This is a genomic window from Paracoccus sp. MKU1 (assembly GCF_001447385.1).
GTDB lineage: Bacteria > Pseudomonadota > Alphaproteobacteria > Rhodobacterales > Rhodobacteraceae > Paracoccus.
The window spans coordinates 304653-320537 of the sequence record NZ_LLWQ01000193.1 but is presented as its reverse complement, the minus strand read 5'-3'; the positions used below and the strand labels follow the sequence as shown (position 1 = coordinate 320537).

Genomic DNA, 15885 nt, shown 5'->3' with positions numbered 1-15885 from the left:
CGTCAGGCCGCCAGGACCGCCCGGATCGCGATCTCGTCGATATCGTCATGCTCGGCGATCACGACAAGGCGCGAGGCGCGGGGGCCGTCGCCCCAGGGCCGGTCGTATTGATGGCGCACCCGCTCGCCCACCGCCTGCACCAACAGGCGCATGGGCTTGCCGGCGACGGCGACATGGCCCTTGACGCGCAGGATGTTCTGCTCGCGGGCCAGCCGCTCGATGCGGGCGGCAAGCTCGGCAGGGTCGGCGATCTCGGCCAGCTCGATCACCACCGAGTCGAAATCGTCATGTTCATGATCGTCGGCGCCGTCGTGATGGCTGGGGCGGGCGGCGAGGTCGTCCTCGGCCGCCGCACCCAGGCCGAGGATCACGCGCGGGTCGATCACCCCATCGGTCAGCGGCAGGATCGGCAGCTTGCGCGGCGCCTCGGCCTCGATCACCGCGCGGGCGGCGGCCAGCCCCTCCTCGCCGGCCAGGTCGGCCTTGGACAGCAGCACGATGTCGGCGCAGGCGATCTGGTCCTCGAAGACCTCGGAGAGCGGCGTTTCGTGGTCCAGGCTGTCGTCGGCGGCGCGCTGCGCCTCGACCGCTTCCTCGTCGGGGGCGAAGCGGCCGGCGGCCACCGCCTCGGCATCGGCCAGCGCGATCACCCCGTCCACGGTGATGCGCGAGCGGATCGCCGGCCAGTCGAAGGCCTTGAGCAGGGGTTTCGGCAGCGCCAGGCCCGAGGTCTCGATCAGGATATGGTCGGGCTTGACGGGCATCGCCATCAGCCGCTCCAGCGTCGGGATGAAATCGTCGGCGACCGTGCAGCAGATGCAGCCGTTCGACAGTTCCATGATGTTCTCGGCCGGGCAGTTCTCGTCGGCGCAGCTTTTCAGGATCTCGCCATCGACGCCCATGGTGCCGAATTCATTGACCAGCACCGCCAGCCGCTTGCCCTGCGGGTGCAGCATCAGGTGGCGGATCAGCGTGGTCTTGCCGGCGCCGAGAAAGCCGGTGATGACGGTCACGGGGGTCTTGGTCAGGTCGGTCATCTCTCATCCAATCGGGGGAATGCGCGCGAGGCTGCGCTTGCGGAAAATCGTGACGCGCTCGCGCCAGGGCACGATGCCGTCGGGGGCCTGGGCATAGGCGGCGGCGCCGGCCAGGATCTCGGGGGCGTCCTCGGCGGCCATGCGGCCATAGACATAGGTCCAGCGGCCGGGCGCCGACAGCGCGATGGCGGCGCCGTTGGCGCAGGCGGACAGGCATTCGACCGGGACGATGCGCACGCCCTCGGGCGGGTCTCCGGCGGTCAGCGCGTCATGCAGCCGCGCGCCGGGCACCGGCTCGCCCTCGGGGACGGGCTGGCCGGCGCGGCAGGTGATGCAGACATGCAGCGTGACGGTCATGCGCCTTTCATCCCTCAAGGCGGCACGAGGCAGGGGACCAGCGCCCAAGCCCCAGCGGGAACACCCCGTCCGCCGGTCAATCCTTCCCGCGCTGGCAGGTCTCCCGGCTTGCGGATTCGGGCCTGGGCCCACGGCCGCCCCGCCTTCCCGGCTTTCGCCAGTGGCTTCGGGGCGACCTTTCCGGTCACGGTCGCGGGGGCGGCTGCTTTCAGGCGGTTGCCTGTCGCATTCCCTCTTCGCCTGTCGTAGGACAGGAACCAGCGCCTTTCGTCTGTGCGCGCCCGGTCCCGACTTGTCAAGCAAAGGAGTGCCCGATGCAGACCGACGACAATACCCGCCATGCCGAAAAGATGGCCCGGATCAAGGCCGCCCGCGACAGGATGATGCAGGAAAAGCAGGGCGAAAAGGGCTTGGTCATCGTCCATACCGGCAAGGGCAAGGGCAAGTCCTCGTCAGGCTTCGGCATGATCCTGCGCTGCATCGCCCATGGCATGCCCTGCGCCGTCGTGCAGTTCATCAAGGGCGCCTGGGATACCGGCGAGCGGCGGTTGCTGACCACGCATTTCGGCGATCTGTGCCAGTTCCATGCCATGGGCGAGGGCTTTACCTGGGAAACCCAGGACCGCGAGCGCGACATCGCCGCCGCCCGCGCCGGCTGGGAAAAGGCCAAGCAGCTGATCCGCGATCCCTCGATCCGCATGGTGCTGCTGGACGAGATCAACATCGCGCTGCGCTATGACTACCTGGATCTGGACGAGGTGCTGGCCTTTCTGCGCGACGAAAAGCCGCCGATGACCCATGTCGTGCTGACCGGGCGCAACGCCAAGTCGGAACTTATCGCGCTGGCCGATCTTGTGACCGAGATGGAACAGGTCAAGCACCCGTTCCGCGACGGGATCAAGGCCCAGCCGGGCGTGGAGTTCTAGGAGCATGGAAAAATCGCAGGACAAGCCGAAGCTGCTTTCGGGCGGCAACCCGCAGATCCCCAAGGGCTATGGCGAGGCGCCGGTCCGCGCCTATATCGCCGCCATGCCGGGCTGGAAGCAGGAGATCGGCCAGAAGCTGGACGAGATCATCACCCGCACCGTTCCGGAGGTCAGGAAGGCGGTGAAATGGAACTCGCCCCTTTACGGGGTCGAGGAGGGACATTGGTTCCTCAGCTTCCATTGCATGACGAAATACATCAAGATCGGCTTCTTTCGCGGCGCCCAGCTTGAACCGATGCCGCCGGTCGCCTCGAAACAGCCGGATGTGCGCTACATGCACATCCCCGAGGGGCCGTTCGACGAGGACCAGTTCGCCGACTGGGTCAGGCAGGCCAGCCGCCTGCCGGGCGAGAAGATGTAGGGCTCAGCGCCGCTGCCAGTCCCGCGCGGTGTTTTCCTGCCAGCCGCTGCGGTGCAGAAGCGGCGTGTCGTCGGTGAATTCGGGCCAGCCGAGGCAGAGGAGCGCCGAGAACTCCCAATCCTCGGGCACTTGCAGCAGCGCCGTGACCCGCGCGGGGTCGAGGATCGAGACCATGCCGAGGCCCAGATTGCGCACCCGTGCCGCCAGCCACAGCGCATGGATCGCCATGGCCGTCGATTGCCGCAGGGTCTGCGGCATGGTGGCGCGGCCCAGGCCGTGGCCCTCGGTCGGGTCGATCCGGGTGAAGATGGCCAGCCAGACGGGCGCATGGTCCAGGCCGGCCAGCTTCAGCGCATCGTATTCCTGCCGCTGCCGGCCCTGATAGCGGTTTGCGGCCTCGGCATTGCAGCGCAGGAAATCGGCGCGGATCTCGGCGCGCAGGGCCGGGCTTTCCACGCGGATCACCCGCCAGGGCCGGGCATTGCCGACCGAGGGCGACAGTTCCATCGCCGCGTGCAACTCGTCCAGCAGCGGCTCGGGGACCGGGTCGTCGCGGAAATGCCGCACGTCGCGGCGCCAGCGCAGGATGCGCTCCAGTGCGGCCTGGTCCTCGGGGCCGAACTCCATCACGGCGCCGCGCAGATGGCGCTGTCGGGCAGGCCCTCGGCCCCGGCGCGGATGCCGACCGGCCGGTCGGGCACGGTCAGCTCGACGGCGAGCGGCTGGCCGGCGACGGTCAGCGGGCGGTGGTCGTTCGCGTTCAGCTCGACCCGCAGCCGGTCGCCGGGCGCGAGCGTGTCGAGGTGATGGGCCGGGCCGTAGAGCCGGGCGATCTTGGCGCCGTTGAGATAGAGATGCGCGTGGCCTTCGCCTTTGCGGTCGGCCAGCCCGGCATGTTCGGGGGCGAAGCAGAAACCCTGCGCCTCGACGAACAGGTTCCAGCCCGCGACGCTGTCCGGCTCCAGCCGGGCCGAGGCGGTGACGCTGCCGGCAGGCAGGTCAATGGGCGCGCCGTGGTCATGCGCCGCGGCCTGCGCGCCATGGCCATGCGCGCCGTGGTCGTGGCCGTCCAGCGTGATGCCGTTGGCGGCAGCGATGACGAAGCCCATGCCGCCGCCGAAGATCAGGCCGATCAGCAGCATCGGGATCGAGCGATCCATGTCGTTTTCCCCTGCTCATGAAAAGGCCGGGCACGGCAGCGCGCCCGGCGGGAAGGGTTGCGGCCCCGATCAGGCGGCCTGCGGCACGGGCGCGCGCTGGCTTTCGCGCTGCCAGAACCAGCCGGCCAGCAGGCCCAGGATCGCCCAGGCCATGGCTCCGGCACCCAGCGCGCGGCCGGCGAACTCGGCCGAAAGCTCGGGCGGGACCGGGCCGGCATAGCTGTCGGGCTGCGGCGCGCCGATCACATGCGGCGCCAGGAGCAGCACGATGGCCACGCCCCAGGCCGCCCAGCCCTTGCCAAAGGCGATCAGCCACAGCGCGAGGCCGGTGGCCAGTGCCGTGCCCAGCCACCAGAGGGCGCGGATCTGCACATCGGCGGCGGCGACGCCCGGCACCTCGGGGGCAAGGCCGAAAGCGGGGGCGAGCTGCATGGTCAGGTAGCCCGCAAGCCCCCAGAGCAGCCCCTGCCGCGCGGTGACCGCATGACCCTGCGCTTCGGAAACCGCCATCAGCGCCACCAGCATCAGCCCGTAGCCGGCATAGACCAGCATGGTGAACAGGACCGAAAGCATGTTGCGGGTCCATTCGAACGGCCCGAGATCCTGATGCGCGCTGACAACCTCGGCGCCGAAATGGGCCAGCTGGCCGGATTCATACAGTTCGGCATGCAGCAGCACGGGCTGCACGAACCAAAGCTGCAACAGGGCGGCAATCAACCCCGTTGCAGCGCCAGCGATCAATCCGCTGGTCAGAATGCGCGAGAACATCAGTGGCAGGGGAAGCCGGTCGCGTGACGCACGTCATGGGCGGCATCATGCAGGGTCTCGGCCTGCACCAGCCCGGACATGAAGATCAGCCCGAAGCCGATGGCGAAAGCGGCCACGGCGGGGAACAGGACCGAGGCGCGGCTGGCGCCGGCGGCGGTCATGGGTTTTGCGGTCATCTGCGACCCTTTCCTTTGGTCGTCCAACCCGACGACATTGCGGTTCCACGCATCGGCAGGTCTCCTGGCTCACGGGTCACGGCTGACGCCCGCCTTCCCGGCCGGATGGCCAGTGGCACGATGGGCGCCCGCTCTCCGCTTACAGTCGCGGGGGCGGCTGCGGATTTGGCCCCCGAGACGCCGGAGACCGCACCGCATTCCCTTTTGGCCCCGGAAAGGGGCACCGATACACACATATGTTATCCGTGATGCCGCGGCGGCGGCAAGCGGAATCGGGGCGAACGCTGCGGGTGGGCTCGGAGACCGGGCGACGGGCGGCGCTGTCGCATGGGTATTTGGACAACGAAGAAGATGCCAGGGGATCGCGCGGGGACGGGCGGGCGGGGAGCGGCGAGCGGCTTGTCCGAATCACGGCCCTTTCGGCCAGTCCAGATCGACCCAGACCAGCCGATGCGCGGAAGCTGCCAGCGCGGCCTCGGCCAGCGGCCCCTCGGCCGGCCAGAACACCCCCGAGTCCAGCACCGTCAGCCCTTGGGCCGGCAGGACGTAATCGACGCGCAGGTTGCCCGGCGGCTTGTCGTCCGGCCAGTCGCCGGTATCCAGCGCCGGATCGCCCTTGTGGCCGTCGTTCACGCCGCCCCTTGCCGCTGCGCCGCCGGGGCTGCGGGGCTGCGGGTCGATGACATGCGCCATGATGCGGGCCAGCGCCTCGGGCCGGCCCTCGCCGTCCAAGGGATCGAGGTTCAGGTTGCCGGCCAGCACGAAAGGGCCGTTGGGCAGGTGGTGAAGCCAGAAGGCCAGCTCGTCATGGTTGCGCCGCCCGTTCAGGTCCTCGGGCCCGTCGAAGACCGGCGGGGTCGCGGACATGGCGAGCAGATGCAGCGGCCGGTCCGCCACGGTGATCGTGGCGTCCCAATGCGCGGTCGAGGACAGGCGGCGCAGCGCCGCCACCGCCTCGGGCAGCGGCGGCATCAGGTGGCCGGGCAGGTCGCGCCACAGGACATCCGTGTAGTCGGTCACCGGCCCGATGGGGTGGCGCGACAGGATCGCCATGCCGCCCTGGCCCGGGAAGGTGCCGAAGCCCTGCGCATCGTCGGCGCTGCCCAGCCGCCCGTCGGCGTTCAGGTCGAGCTCCGTCGCCATGCCGGAATTCGGCCGGGCGGCGAAGCGGTGCGGATAATCCAGCCCGGCCTCGGCCAGCCTTGCGGCAAAGGCGTCCAGCGCCCGGCCGTCGTGGTCCCAGTCGAAATGCGTCAGCAGCAGGATGTCGGGCCGGGTTTCCGCCAGCACCTGCACCACCGCCGCGATCTGCGCATCCTTGCGGCCCAGGTCGCGCAACAAAAGCCCCGGCCCGTCGCGCGACAGGTCGGGGCTGTAGGTGGCGATCCGCAGGGGGTCGGCATGGGCGGCAAGGCCGAGGCCGGCGATCAGCGCCGCCCCGGCAAGGCGCCTCAGACCCAAGGACGGCTCTGGGCCATCTGCGCCTCGAAGGTGTCGATGGCGCTGGCCTTCTCCATGGTCAGGCCGATGTCGTCCAGCCCGTTCAGCAGGCAGTGGCGGCGGAACGGGTCCAGCTCGAAGGGGAAGCTCTGCCCGTCCGAGGTGGTCACGGTCAGGTTCTCCAGATCGACGGTCATGCGGGCATTGGCGCCCTTTTTGGCGTCCTCCATCAGCACGTCCACCACCTCTTGCGGCATGACGATGGGCAGGATGCCGTTCTTGAAGCAGTTGTTGTAGAAGATATCGGCGAAGCTGGTGGAGATCACGCAGCGGATGCCGAAGTCCAGCAGCGCCCAGGGCGCATGCTCGCGCGACGAGCCGCAGCCGAAATTGTCGCCGGCGACGATGATCTGCGCGTCGCGCCAGGCCGGCTGGTTCAGCACGAAATCCGGGACCTCGTTGCCCTGGGCGTCATAGCGCATCTCGTCGAACAGGTTCTTGCCCAGACCCGAGCGGTGGATCGTCTTCAGGAACTGTTTCGGGATGATCATGTCGGTGTCGATATTGACCAGCGGCATGGGTGCCGCGATGCCGGTCAGGGTGGTGAACTTGTCCATGTCGTGATCCTCGCAGAATTGACTTGGGCCGCAGCGGCCCGTTAACCGAGACCCGGGGCGGCGCCTGGCGCCATGGCGATACGGGTCTTGCTGATGTTCTTCGGGTTTTCGAGCTTCGCCGCCTTGCGCGCCTGCATCGCGCGCGACTGGAGGCCGCAGGTCGGAGACCCCGAGATCACCGGCTGGCTGACGGTGATCTCTTATTTCATATGCTTCGCGCTGGCCGTCATGGTGCTGCGCCGCCGTCCCGCCGGCGCGGCGCGCGGGCTGTGGCTGGCGATTGCCGGGCTGGTGGCCTTCCTGGGGCTGAACAAGCAGCTCGATCTGCAAACCGCGCTGACGGCCACCGGGCGCTGCATGGCGCGGGCGCAAGGCTGGTACGACGAGCGCCATCTCGTGCAGCTGGCCTTCATCGCCGGGCTGGTGCTGGGCGCGGCGATCGTGCTGCTCTGGACGGCGAACACCTTGCGCGGGCACATGCGCCGCAACGGCCTCGCCCTGCTGGGGCTGGGCGTGCTGTGCGGTTTCGTGCTGGTGCGCGCGGTGGGCTTCCATCATGTCGACAGGCTCCTCAGCATGGATTTCTCGAACCTCGAGTTCAACTTCTGGTTCGAGAATGCCGGGCTGGTGCTGATCGCGATCAACGCCTTGCTGCTTCTGCGGCGGGGCCGGTAAGACCCCGCCCGAAGCATCAGACGGTTTCCGCCAGCAATTCGCGCACGTCGGTCAGGTGGCCCTTGATGCCCGCCGCCGCCGCCATCACCGGCGACATCAGGTGGGTGCGGCCGCCGCGGCCCATGCGGCCCTCGAAGTTGCGGTTCGAGGTCGCGGCGCAACGCTCGCCCGGCGCCAGCTGGTCGGGGTTCATGCCCAGGCACATCGAGCAACCCGCCAGCCGCCATTCGAAGCCCGCGTCGATGAAGATCTTGTCCAGACCCTCCTCTTCGGCCTGCATGCGCACGAGGCCCGAGCCGGGCACGACCATGCCGCGCACGCCCGGTGCCAGCTTGTGGCCCTTGAGGATGCCGGCGGCGGCGCGCAGATCCTCGATCCGGCCGTTGGTGCAGGAGCCGATGAAGACCGCGTCGATCTTGATCTCGTTCAGCGGGGTGCCGGGTTTCAGGCCCATGTAGTCCAGGCTGCGGCGCGCGGCCTCGACCTTGCCGCCCTCGAAATCCTCGGGGGCGGGAACCGTGCCGGTGATCGGCAGCACGTCCTCGGGCGAGGTGCCCCAGGTCACCACCGGGGCGATGTCCTCGCCGCGGATGGTGATGACCTTGTCCCAATGCGCGCCCTCGTCGGTGAAGAGCGTCTTCCACCAGCTGACGGCGGCCTCCCAGGCGGCGCCTTTCGGGGCATGCGGGCGGCCCTTGCAGTATTCGAAGGTCTTTTCGTCCGGGGCGATCAGGCCGGCGCGGGCGCCGCCCTCGATCGCCATGTTGCAGACGGTCATGCGGCCTTCCATCGACAGATCGCGGATCGCCTCGCCGCAATATTCGATGACATAGCCGGTGCCGCCGGCGGTGCCGGTCTTGCCGATCACCGCCAGGGTGATGTCCTTGGCGGTGACGCCGGGACGCAGCTTGCCGGTGATTTCCACCTTCATGTTCTTGGACTTCTTCTGGATCAGCGTCTGGGTGGCCAGGACGTGTTCCACTTCCGACGTGCCGATGCCATGCGCCAAGGCCCCGAAGGCGCCATGCGTCGCGGTATGGCTGTCGCCACAGACCACGGTCATGCCGGGCAGGGTCCAGCCCTGTTCCGGGCCGACGATATGCACGATGCCCTGGCGGATGTCGTTCATCGGGTAATAGTTCAGCCCGAATTCGCGGGCGTTCTTGTCCAGTTCGGCGACCTGGATGCGGCCCTCGGGGTTCTCGATGCCGTCCACGCGGTCGGGCGTGGTCGGCACGTTGTGGTCCGGCACGGCGATGGTCTGGTCGGGGCGGCGCACCTTGCGCCCGGCCATGCGCAGGCCCTCGAAGGCCTGGGGCGAGGTCACCTCATGCACCAGGTGGCGGTCGATATAGAGGATGCAGGTGCCGTCGTCGGAACGCTCGACCACATGGGCGTCGAAGATCTTGTCGTAGAGGGTGCGGGGCGCGCCCGCGTTCGTGTTGCCGGTCATGGCTGTCTCTTTTCTGGAAGACTAGCTGGGAAAGGGCGGAGGGGCCGCAGCCTGCGGCAGGGCGCGCGCAGGCGCCCGCTCCCGTCAAAGTCGGGCGGTGACGGACAGGCTTTCGCCGTAGAACCGGCCTGGCAGGCGGGCGCGGTCGTGAATGTCGAAATAGACGAATCCTCGCATGCCAGCAGTAATAGGTCGATTTCACGTCATATTCAATATCGCCACACGGCTCTGTTAATTCCAAGTTGAGAAATGGCTCCTATCTTTGGTGCCAAAGACGACGGAAGGGACCGATCATGCTGATTCGCATCATCCTGCGGGCCATCCCGCTGATCTGCGTGGCCGTTTTCGCGCTGGCGGTGCATTGGGCGGACACGCCGCTCAAGCAGGCGCGGCAGATGGCGGGGGTCGAAACCCGGCATCTGGCCTGGGCTGCGGGGCAGGTCAGATGCGCCGATCCCTGGGGAAATCTGCCGGTTTCCGCCTGTCCACCGGGGGATGCGGCCAGAAATCCGCCGCCCCTGCATTGAGCGGGCGCGATTCCATGCTACATTGGTAAGGCCCCTGCGCCGGGGGAGATCGGCGTGATGACCGGAGGATGAACCCTGTCCAATACCGTCTCGCCGGCTTCTGCGCCGGCTGCGACCACCGCGGAATCCGGGCTGACGAGCGATCAGCTACTGGGCCGCATTCTTGCCTCTCTTGACGACGACAAGGCCGAAGATGTCGTGACCATCGACCTGCGCGGCCGTTCGGCCATGGCCGATCACATGGTGATCGCCTCAGGCCGGAACGCGCGGCAGGTGGCCTCGATCGCCGAAAAGCTGGTCGAGCGCCTGAAGGAGCAGACCGGCCGCTCGGCCCGGATCGAAGGCAAGGAAACCGGCGATTGGGTGCTGATCGACACCGACGATGTGATCGTCCATGTCTTCCGCCCCGAGGTGCGCGAGTTCTACCAGCTGGAAAAGATGTGGATGCCCGCAGACGCGCTGCGCTCGGCCGCGCTTGACCGGATGCGCGCCGAGCATGCGGCCGATCGGGCCGGCACGCCCCGCAACTGATCCATGCGCATGGTCATTGCCGCGGTCGGGCGGCTGCGGCAGGGCCCCGAGGCGAAGCTGATCGCCGATTATCTGGACCGCCACGCCAAGGCGGGCCGCGCCTTGGGCCTGCCGCCCGTGACGCTGGCCGAGGTCGAGGACAGGCGTGGCGGCGGCATGGCGGCCGAGGCGGTGCTGCTGGACAGGGCCATCCCCCAGGGCGCCGCGCTGGTGGCGCTGGACGAGCGCGGCCAGATGCTCAGTTCGCCCGAATTTGCGGATCGGATCGCCGGCTGGCGCGATCAGGCACGGGATGTCGTCTTTGTGATCGGCGGCGCGGACGGCATCGATCCCGGCCTGCGCGACCGGGCCGATCTGGCGATCAGCTTTGGCCGCATGGTCTGGCCGCATATGCTGGTCCGGGTCATGCTGGCCGAGCAGATCTATCGCGCCACCACCATCCTGGCCGGCAGCCCCTATCACCGGGAATGACCGCAACCCGTTCGATTGCTAAGCTTTTAACGAAATAATCCGGCGGCCGGGCGGTGAAATCCGCTTGCCGTGGACTATGATGGTCCCATCCAGATCACGAGTTGCCGGGTGTGTCATGCTTCCAGTCGTCCCTCAGATCCAGAGCCGGGCCGGTCCCGCCGGCGGCGCGGGACATGGAACTCGTCGGCCCCACCATCGCGCGCGCCCAGCCCGAAGTGCCTGCGGTCGAGGAAAGCGGCGCGGTCGGCGGGGATGTGCAGCCCGGCCGCGAAGGCATCGACCGTTCGCGCCCGAGCGAATCGCCCGACATCCGGCGGCCGGGCGGCGGGCCGGCGCAGGCGGCCGGGGAGGCGGACGGGCCGCAGGATCGCGCCGTGTTCCGCGCCACGGTCATCAAGGTCCTGACCGCGATCTATGGCGAGGACGAATCCTTCCAGCGCGCGCTGAGGCTGGGAACCATCGTGATCCGGGCCGCCGAGGACCCGCCCGACCCGGAGATGCGGCCGGAACTGTCGCATGCGATCTATCGCCATGGCGCGGGGCAGCCGCATCCTGCCGGAGCCGGGCCGGTGGCGGGCGACAGGTCCCGTGGCCAGCCGCCGACTCTCGGGCCGAGCGATTTCGTGGCCTGGTGGCCAAAATAGTGCCGCCGGCCTGTAGCCGCTCCACGGGCGGCGCGGAAACCGCCGCGGCGACCGGGCCTAAGCCGCGACGAACAGGGCCGGTGCCAAGACGGGAGGGAGCGGGCCACAATCCGCCGAGACTGTGCGAGAGCCCGATCTCGTGATTGCGATGAGAACGACTTCCCTGCGGCGCCGTCCTCGTCGATCTCAACCGGAATTTCGTTCTGCCGTTTTGCCCATGGCCGGACGCAATTCCGACGGGGATGCCGCTGGACCGGCTCTCCCGCGGTTTCCGGCCGTCAGGGACAGGGCACCACCCAGTTGTCGATGATCTCGACCGCCTCGTCGGCGCTTTCGACGAAGCTGATCAGGTCCAGATCCTCGGGGCTGATGGTGCCGGCCTCGGCCAGCGCCTGCCAGTTGATGACCTTGTGCCAGAATTCCGGCCCGAACAGGATGAAGGGCACGCGCTTCATGCGGCCGGTCTGGATCAGGGTCAGCGCCTCGAACATCTCGTCCATGGTGCCGAAGCCGCCCGGGAAGATCGTCACCGCCTTGGCCCGCATCAGGAAATGCATCTTGCGGATGGCGAAATAGTGGAAGTTGAAGCACAGGTCCGGCGTGACATAGGCGTTCGGCGTCTGCTCGTGCGGCAGCACGATGGACAGGCCGATCGAGGCGCCGCCGGCCTCATGCGCGCCCAGGTTGCCGGCCTCCATCACCCCCGGCCCGCCGCCGGTGCAGATCACGTTCTCGGCGCCATAGCTTTTCAGGCTGCGCTCGGTCATCAGCCGGGCAAAGCGCCGCGCCTCGTCATAGTAATGCGACAGGGCGGCCAGGGTCGGGGTGCGCGCCCCTTCGCGCCGCTCGGGCGAGGGGATGCGGGAGCCGCCGAACATCACCACCGTCGAGCGGATGCCGCGCGCATCCATGATCATCTGCGGCTTCAGCAGTTCGAGCTGCAACCGCACCGGGCGCAGCTCCTCGCGCAGCAGGAATTCGGTATCGGTAAAGGCCAGCCGATAGGCCGGCGCGCGCGTCTGGGCCGTGTCCGGTGTGATCTGTGCCACCGCCACGTCCTGATGGCTGTCGCGAAACGGGTGGCTGCGCTCGTCAAGTTCCGTCATCCGATCCTCTGGCAGAAACCGCCGCATTGCGCGGCCGCACCCCTCGGCTTATAGCGCTTGGGCAAGAGTTTCCACCCGAGAGAGGCCAGACCATGTCGAATGACGCCCTTGAAGCCGCCATCGAATCCGCCTGGGAGATCCGCGACCAGATCACCCCCACGACCAAGGGCGAGGTTCGCGATGCCGTCGAGGCCACGCTGGAGGCGCTGGACAAGGGCGTGCTGCGCGTCGCCGAAAAGCGCGGCAGCGACTGGCATGTGAACCAATGGGCGAAAAAGGCCGTGCTGCTGGGTTTTCGCCTGAAGGACATGGAGGTCCATATGGGCGGGCCGCAGGGCGGCACCTGGTGGGACAAGGTGGACAGCAAGTTCGCCCATTGGGGCGAGACGCAATGGAAGGTCGCCGGGTTCCGCGCCGTGCCGAACTGCGTCGTGCGCCGCTCGGCCTATATCGCCAAGGGCGTGGTGCTGATGCCGAGCTTCGTCAACCTGGGTGCCTATGTCGATGAGGGCACCATGGTCGATACCTGGGCCACCGTCGGCAGCTGCGCGCAGATCGGCAAGAACGTCCACCTGTCGGGCGGCGTCGGCATCGGCGGCGTGCTGGAGCCGATGCAGGCCGGTCCGACCATCATCGAGGACAATTGCTTCATCGGGGCGCGTTCCGAGGTGGTCGAGGGCTGCATCGTGCGCGAGGGCTCGGTCCTGGGCATGGGCGTCTTCATCGGCAAATCGACCAAGATCGTCGACCGCGAGACCGGCGAGGTCATGTATGGCGAGGTCCCGGCCGGTTCGGTGGTGGTCGCCGGCTCGATGCCCTCGAAGAACGGCGTGAACCTCTATTGCGCGGTGATCGTCAAGCGCGTCGATGCGCAGACCCGTTCCAAGACCTCGATCAACGAGCTGCTGCGCGACTGACCTGTTGCAGCCCTGCACCGGACTCACCCGCGCGTGAGTCCGGCGTGAAACCCAAGCGCCGCCACTGCGTTCAACCCGCACAGGTATCCTGAAAGCGGAGTTTCACATGCAGGGTTTGGGTTGGCTGGCCGCGATCATCGTCGGCGGTCTTGCGGGCTGGATCGCCAGCAGCATCATGAAGGCGGATACGGGGATCATCCTCAACGTCATCCTGGGCATCGTCGGCGCCATCGTCGGCAATGCGCTTCTGGGTCTGGTCGGGCTGAACGCCCAGGCCGGCAGCTGGCTTGCGCAGGGCGTCGCCGGGCTGATCGGCGCGGTGGTGCTGATCTGGCTTTACCGAGCCGTGGCCGGATAGCGAAAGCGGGGGCGGGCCTTCCCGCCCCTTTTCAGGTCAGGCGGTGAAATCCGCCTGTTTCGCCCCGGTGATGCGGATCAGCTCTTCCGGCGCGATGGCGAAGACGTGGCGCGGCGTCCCGGCCGCCGCCCAGACCGTATCGAAGTCCAGCAGCCGCGGGTCCAGCCAGGCCTCGACCTGCCGCAGATGCCCGACCGGCGCGACTCCGCCGATGGCGAAGCCGGTCTCGGTCCGGATCAAATCGGCATCGGCCTTGCCCAGGCTCTGCCCCGCCACCGTGGTCGCCTTGGCCGGATCGACGCGATTGCCGCCTGCGGTCAGGAACAGCACGACATGGCCGGTCTCCTCGCCGCGAAAGATGATCGACTTGGCGATCTGATCCACCGCGCAGCCGACCGCCGCCGCCGCGCCCTCGGCGGTGCGGGCGCTGTCGTCGGTCTCGCGGATCTCGACGGCGAGGCCGGCGGCCTCCAGCGCCGATTGCACGCGCCGCAAACTCTTGCTCATTGTCACCTCCGTCCGTTTCGGGCGATATGACGGTAAATCGCCGCGAAGGAAAAGCCATGCAACAGGTCTATACGCTTCTGGTCCAGGTCGGCCGCACCGCGGAGGACGGTCTGCCCGAAGGTGCCAGCGGCGCGGCGCTGGTCTGCTATGCCTCGGGCAAGGACGAGGAAGAGGCGGTGCGCGAGACCGTCGCCATTCTGAAGCAGGCCGGCCTTGCACCCATCGAGGTCTCCGGCCATGGCAGCATCGACGAGCGGCTGGCCGAAGGCCATGAGATCCCCGACGAGGAACGCGCCCTGATGGACCGCGCGCTGGAGGAGAACGCAGTGATCGTTGCGCAGATGGAGCCGCTTTACGGCGATGAGGAGGGTTGATCCGCCCCTATCCAGCCGCGCCATGCTGGGCTAGACTGGCCGCAACCAGAACAAGAACAACGGAACGGACAGGCAGAATGACCAGACGCATTTCCCGCATCGCGACCTCGGCCGTGCTGATCCTCGCCCTGGCAGGCTGCGGCGTGTCGCTGAACCAGACCCCGGGCGCGGTCGGCGGCGGCAATTTCGGCGGGTTGCCCACGGCGGGCGGGCAGGGCTCCGAGGCGGGCTTCCGCAACTGGGTGCAAAGCTTCCGTCCGCGCGCGCTGGCGGCCGGCATCTCGCCCGGCACTTTCGACAGCGCCATGGCCGGCGCACATTACCAGCCCAGCATCGTCGCCCTGGACCGCAAGCAGAGCGAGTTCACCAAGCCGATCTGGGACTATCTCGACGGCGCCATCGGCACGCGCGGCGCGACCGGCCGGTCCAAGGCCGCGCAATATGCAAGCACGCTGTCGGCCATCGAGGCGCGCTACGGCGTCCCGCGCGAGATCGTGCTGGCGGTCTGGGGCATGGAATCGAATTTCGGCGCCAATCGCGGCAATACGCAGATCGTGCCGGCGCTGGCGACGCTGGCCTATGACGGCCGCCGCGGCGAATTCTTCGCCGGCGAGCTGGTGGCGGCGCTGCGCATCATCCAGTCCGGCGACGTGGACAGCGCCCATATGGTCGGCAGCTGGGCCGGGGCCATGGGGCATACGCAATTCATGCCCTCGTCCTTCCTCAGCCATGCCGTGGACTTCAACGGCGACGGCCGCCGGGACATCTGGTCGAACGACCCGACCGATGCGCTGGCCTCGACCGCCTCCTACCTGCGCCAGAACGGCTGGCGCCCGGGGCAGAGCTGGGGCACCGAGGTGATCCTGCCGCAGGGCTTCGACTTCAACCAGTCCGGCAAGTCGGTGCAGCATTCCGGCAGCCAATGGGCGGCGATGGGCGTGCGCACGGTCAGCGGCGCGCCGGTGCCCTCGGGCTCGATCCTTGCGCCTGCGGGCGCGCGCGGCCCGGCCTTCCTGATCACCGAGAATTTCCGCGCCATCCTGAAATACAACGCCTCGGACAGCTACGCCCTCGGCGTGGCCTATCTGGGCGAGGCCATTGCCGGCCGCCGCGGCATCCAGGGCGGCTGGCCGCGGGGCGACCGCACGCTGTCGAACAGCGAAAAGGCCGAGATCCAGCGCCTGCTGATGGCCCGCGGCTTCGACACCGGCGGCGTGGATGGCAAGCTCGGCAGCCAGTCGACCGAGGCGATCAAGGCCTTCCAGCGTTCGCGCGGCGTGACGCCCGACGGCTATGCCGATACCCGCCTGCTGGCCATGCTGCGCAGCTAGAAGCAGGGGCGGTCCCGAAAGCCGCCCCTTGCGCTTCTTCGTTGTCCAAATACCCCTGCTGCCCGCGCCACAGGGCGCGGCGCTGCCGG

Annotated in this window: 22 protein-coding genes and 2 riboswitches; of the genes, 11 read left to right on the top strand and 11 right to left on the bottom strand. The window is 68.3% G+C overall.

Features of this window, described 5'->3' with window-relative positions; genetic code table 11:
* Nucleotides 1–2: 2 nt before the first annotated feature.
* Nucleotides 3–1037 (bottom strand): cobalamin biosynthesis protein CobW, encoded by a 1035-nt coding sequence (cobW, locus tag AQY21_RS17735; protein WP_058098930.1) that lies wholly within the window; start codon nucleotides 1035–1037, stop codon nucleotides 3–5.
* 3 nt (nucleotides 1038–1040) lie between these two features.
* Nucleotides 1041–1394: a DUF1636 domain-containing protein gene (locus tag AQY21_RS17730; protein ID WP_058098929.1), complete on the bottom strand. Its 354-nt coding sequence runs from the start codon at nucleotides 1392–1394 to the stop codon at nucleotides 1041–1043.
* Nucleotides 1395–1469: 75 nt separating this feature from the next.
* Nucleotides 1470–1671, bottom strand: a riboswitch (cobalamin riboswitch).
* Nucleotides 1672–1708: 37 nt separating this feature from the next.
* Between AQY21_RS17730 and cobO the strand changes: the two genes are divergently transcribed.
* Together cobO and AQY21_RS17720 are read left to right on the top strand one after the other, a co-directional pair.
* Nucleotides 1709–2320, top strand: a complete 612-nt coding sequence (gene cobO / locus AQY21_RS17725; protein ID WP_058098928.1) for a cob(I)yrinic acid a,c-diamide adenosyltransferase — start codon at nucleotides 1709–1711, stop codon at nucleotides 2318–2320.
* Nucleotides 2321–2324: 4 nt separating this feature from the next.
* Nucleotides 2325–2741 carry a DUF1801 domain-containing protein gene (locus AQY21_RS17720; RefSeq protein ID WP_058098927.1) on the top strand — a complete coding sequence of 139 codons (417 nt, stop codon included), beginning with the start codon at nucleotides 2325–2327 and terminating at the stop codon, nucleotides 2739–2741.
* A 3-nt stretch (nucleotides 2742–2744) separates the two neighbouring features.
* On the opposite strand, the gene bluB is transcribed toward AQY21_RS17720, so the two are convergent.
* From bluB to leuD, 6 genes are all read right to left on the bottom strand, one after another.
* Entirely contained in the window at nucleotides 2745–3368 is a 624-nt protein-coding gene (gene bluB / locus AQY21_RS17715; RefSeq protein WP_058098926.1) for a 5,6-dimethylbenzimidazole synthase, read from the bottom strand.
* Nucleotides 3368–3901, bottom strand: coding sequence for a hypothetical protein (locus AQY21_RS17710; protein WP_058098925.1), 534 nt, complete (start codon nucleotides 3899–3901; stop codon nucleotides 3368–3370). Before AQY21_RS17710 ends, bluB begins: the two co-directional genes overlap by 1 nt.
* A 69-nt stretch (nucleotides 3902–3970) precedes the next feature.
* The gene (locus tag AQY21_RS17705; protein WP_058098924.1) at nucleotides 3971–4669 is read right to left on the bottom strand and encodes a CbtA family protein; all 699 of its coding nucleotides are present in this window, start codon (nucleotides 4667–4669) and stop codon (nucleotides 3971–3973) included.
* Nucleotides 4669–4845: a CbtB domain-containing protein gene (locus AQY21_RS17700; protein ID WP_011748804.1), complete on the bottom strand. Its 177-nt coding sequence runs from the start codon at nucleotides 4843–4845 to the stop codon at nucleotides 4669–4671. Before AQY21_RS17700 ends, AQY21_RS17705 begins: the two co-directional genes overlap by 1 nt.
* Before the next feature lie 36 nt (nucleotides 4846–4881).
* Nucleotides 4882–5088, bottom strand: a riboswitch (cobalamin riboswitch).
* Nucleotides 5089–5253: 165 nt separating this feature from the next.
* The gene (locus tag AQY21_RS17695; RefSeq protein WP_058098923.1) at nucleotides 5254–6306 is read right to left on the bottom strand and encodes an endonuclease/exonuclease/phosphatase family protein; all 1053 of its coding nucleotides are present in this window, start codon (nucleotides 6304–6306) and stop codon (nucleotides 5254–5256) included.
* A complete protein-coding gene (gene leuD / locus AQY21_RS17690; RefSeq protein ID WP_058098922.1) occupies nucleotides 6297–6902 on the bottom strand; it encodes a 3-isopropylmalate dehydratase small subunit in 606 nt (201 codons plus the stop codon). The genes AQY21_RS17695 and leuD overlap by 10 nt, the downstream gene beginning before the upstream one ends.
* A 93-nt stretch (nucleotides 6903–6995) precedes the next feature.
* On the opposite strand from leuD, the gene AQY21_RS17685 reads away from it, so the two are divergent.
* On the top strand, nucleotides 6996–7577 hold the full coding sequence (locus tag AQY21_RS17685) for a hypothetical protein (protein WP_058098921.1): 582 nt from the start codon (nucleotides 6996–6998) through the stop codon (nucleotides 7575–7577).
* 16 nt (nucleotides 7578–7593) lie between these two features.
* Here AQY21_RS17685 and leuC read toward each other — a convergent pair whose 3' ends face one another.
* A complete protein-coding gene (gene leuC / locus AQY21_RS17680; RefSeq protein WP_058098920.1) occupies nucleotides 7594–9030 on the bottom strand; it encodes a 3-isopropylmalate dehydratase large subunit in 1437 nt (478 codons plus the stop codon).
* A 293-nt stretch (nucleotides 9031–9323) separates the two neighbouring features.
* Between leuC and AQY21_RS17675 the strand changes: the two genes are divergently transcribed.
* From AQY21_RS17675 to AQY21_RS17660, 4 genes are all read left to right on the top strand, one after another.
* Nucleotides 9324–9557 carry a hypothetical protein gene (locus AQY21_RS17675; protein ID WP_058098919.1) on the top strand — a complete coding sequence of 78 codons (234 nt, stop codon included), beginning with the start codon at nucleotides 9324–9326 and terminating at the stop codon, nucleotides 9555–9557.
* 132 nt (nucleotides 9558–9689) lie between these two features.
* Nucleotides 9690–10088: a ribosome silencing factor gene (rsfS, locus tag AQY21_RS17670; RefSeq protein ID WP_152988261.1), complete on the top strand. Its 399-nt coding sequence runs from the start codon at nucleotides 9690–9692 to the stop codon at nucleotides 10086–10088.
* 3 nt (nucleotides 10089–10091) lie between these two features.
* Complete coding sequence (rlmH, locus tag AQY21_RS17665) at nucleotides 10092–10559, top strand: 23S rRNA (pseudouridine(1915)-N(3))-methyltransferase RlmH (protein WP_058098917.1); 468 nt, start codon at nucleotides 10092–10094, stop codon at nucleotides 10557–10559.
* A 173-nt stretch (nucleotides 10560–10732) separates the two neighbouring features.
* Complete coding sequence (locus tag AQY21_RS17660; protein WP_238986817.1) at nucleotides 10733–11203, top strand: hypothetical protein; 471 nt, start codon at nucleotides 10733–10735, stop codon at nucleotides 11201–11203.
* A 278-nt stretch (nucleotides 11204–11481) separates the two neighbouring features.
* Here AQY21_RS17660 and AQY21_RS17655 read toward each other — a convergent pair whose 3' ends face one another.
* Nucleotides 11482–12309, bottom strand: coding sequence for an LOG family protein (locus tag AQY21_RS17655; RefSeq protein WP_152988260.1), 828 nt, complete (start codon nucleotides 12307–12309; stop codon nucleotides 11482–11484).
* 92 nt (nucleotides 12310–12401) lie between these two features.
* Between AQY21_RS17655 and dapD the strand changes: the two genes are divergently transcribed.
* Both dapD and AQY21_RS17645 read left to right on the top strand, forming a co-directional pair.
* Entirely contained in the window at nucleotides 12402–13226 is an 825-nt protein-coding gene (gene dapD, locus AQY21_RS17650) for a 2,3,4,5-tetrahydropyridine-2,6-dicarboxylate N-succinyltransferase (protein WP_058098915.1), read from the top strand.
* Between the two features lie 106 nt (nucleotides 13227–13332).
* Nucleotides 13333–13584 carry a GlsB/YeaQ/YmgE family stress response membrane protein gene (locus AQY21_RS17645; protein WP_028713184.1) on the top strand — a complete coding sequence of 84 codons (252 nt, stop codon included), beginning with the start codon at nucleotides 13333–13335 and terminating at the stop codon, nucleotides 13582–13584.
* A 36-nt stretch (nucleotides 13585–13620) separates the two neighbouring features.
* Here AQY21_RS17645 and AQY21_RS17640 read toward each other — a convergent pair whose 3' ends face one another.
* The gene (locus tag AQY21_RS17640; protein WP_058098914.1) at nucleotides 13621–14091 is read right to left on the bottom strand and encodes a YbaK/EbsC family protein; all 471 of its coding nucleotides are present in this window, start codon (nucleotides 14089–14091) and stop codon (nucleotides 13621–13623) included.
* Between the two features lie 56 nt (nucleotides 14092–14147).
* Here AQY21_RS17640 and AQY21_RS17635 point away from each other — a divergent pair, with 56 nt between their 5' ends.
* Nucleotides 14148–14465 carry a hypothetical protein gene (locus AQY21_RS17635; RefSeq protein WP_082658159.1) on the top strand — a complete coding sequence of 106 codons (318 nt, stop codon included), beginning with the start codon at nucleotides 14148–14150 and terminating at the stop codon, nucleotides 14463–14465.
* Nucleotides 14466–14542: 77 nt separating this feature from the next.
* A complete protein-coding gene (locus AQY21_RS17630; protein WP_058098912.1) occupies nucleotides 14543–15796 on the top strand; it encodes a lytic murein transglycosylase in 1254 nt (417 codons plus the stop codon).
* Nucleotides 15797–15885 lie beyond the last annotated feature (89 nt).

What these genes read in the sequence shown, in the direction of transcription:
- cobW (WP_058098930.1), bottom strand. Translation starts at nt 1,037, where the DNA reads ATGACCGACCTGACCAAGACCCCCGTGACCGTCATCACCGGCTTTCTC.
- AQY21_RS17730 (WP_058098929.1), bottom strand. Translation starts at nt 1,394, where the DNA reads ATGACCGTCACGCTGCATGTCTGCATCACCTGCCGCGCCGGCCAGCCC.
- cobO (WP_058098928.1), top strand. Translation starts at nt 1,709, where the DNA reads ATGCAGACCGACGACAATACCCGCCATGCCGAAAAGATGGCCCGGATC.
- AQY21_RS17720 (WP_058098927.1), top strand. Translation starts at nt 2,325, where the DNA reads ATGGAAAAATCGCAGGACAAGCCGAAGCTGCTTTCGGGCGGCAACCCG.
- bluB (WP_058098926.1), bottom strand. Translation starts at nt 3,368, where the DNA reads ATGGAGTTCGGCCCCGAGGACCAGGCCGCACTGGAGCGCATCCTGCGC.
- AQY21_RS17710 (WP_058098925.1), bottom strand. Translation starts at nt 3,901, where the DNA reads ATGGATCGCTCGATCCCGATGCTGCTGATCGGCCTGATCTTCGGCGGC.
- AQY21_RS17705 (WP_058098924.1), bottom strand. Translation starts at nt 4,669, where the DNA reads ATGTTCTCGCGCATTCTGACCAGCGGATTGATCGCTGGCGCTGCAACG.
- AQY21_RS17700 (WP_011748804.1), bottom strand. Translation starts at nt 4,845, where the DNA reads ATGACCGCAAAACCCATGACCGCCGCCGGCGCCAGCCGCGCCTCGGTC.
- leuD (WP_058098922.1), bottom strand. Translation starts at nt 6,902, where the DNA reads ATGGACAAGTTCACCACCCTGACCGGCATCGCGGCACCCATGCCGCTG.
- AQY21_RS17685 (WP_058098921.1), top strand. Translation starts at nt 6,996, where the DNA reads ATGTTCTTCGGGTTTTCGAGCTTCGCCGCCTTGCGCGCCTGCATCGCG.
- leuC (WP_058098920.1), bottom strand. Translation starts at nt 9,030, where the DNA reads ATGACCGGCAACACGAACGCGGGCGCGCCCCGCACCCTCTACGACAAG.
- AQY21_RS17675 (WP_058098919.1), top strand. Translation starts at nt 9,324, where the DNA reads ATGCTGATTCGCATCATCCTGCGGGCCATCCCGCTGATCTGCGTGGCC.
- rlmH (WP_058098917.1), top strand. Translation starts at nt 10,092, where the DNA reads ATGCGCATGGTCATTGCCGCGGTCGGGCGGCTGCGGCAGGGCCCCGAG.
- AQY21_RS17660 (WP_238986817.1), top strand. Translation starts at nt 10,733, where the DNA reads ATGGAACTCGTCGGCCCCACCATCGCGCGCGCCCAGCCCGAAGTGCCT.
- AQY21_RS17655 (WP_152988260.1), bottom strand. Translation starts at nt 12,309, where the DNA reads ATGACGGAACTTGACGAGCGCAGCCACCCGTTTCGCGACAGCCATCAG.
- dapD (WP_058098915.1), top strand. Translation starts at nt 12,402, where the DNA reads ATGTCGAATGACGCCCTTGAAGCCGCCATCGAATCCGCCTGGGAGATC.
- AQY21_RS17645 (WP_028713184.1), top strand. Translation starts at nt 13,333, where the DNA reads ATGCAGGGTTTGGGTTGGCTGGCCGCGATCATCGTCGGCGGTCTTGCG.
- AQY21_RS17640 (WP_058098914.1), bottom strand. Translation starts at nt 14,091, where the DNA reads ATGAGCAAGAGTTTGCGGCGCGTGCAATCGGCGCTGGAGGCCGCCGGC.
- AQY21_RS17635 (WP_082658159.1), top strand. Translation starts at nt 14,148, where the DNA reads ATGCAACAGGTCTATACGCTTCTGGTCCAGGTCGGCCGCACCGCGGAG.
- AQY21_RS17630 (WP_058098912.1), top strand. Translation starts at nt 14,543, where the DNA reads ATGACCAGACGCATTTCCCGCATCGCGACCTCGGCCGTGCTGATCCTC.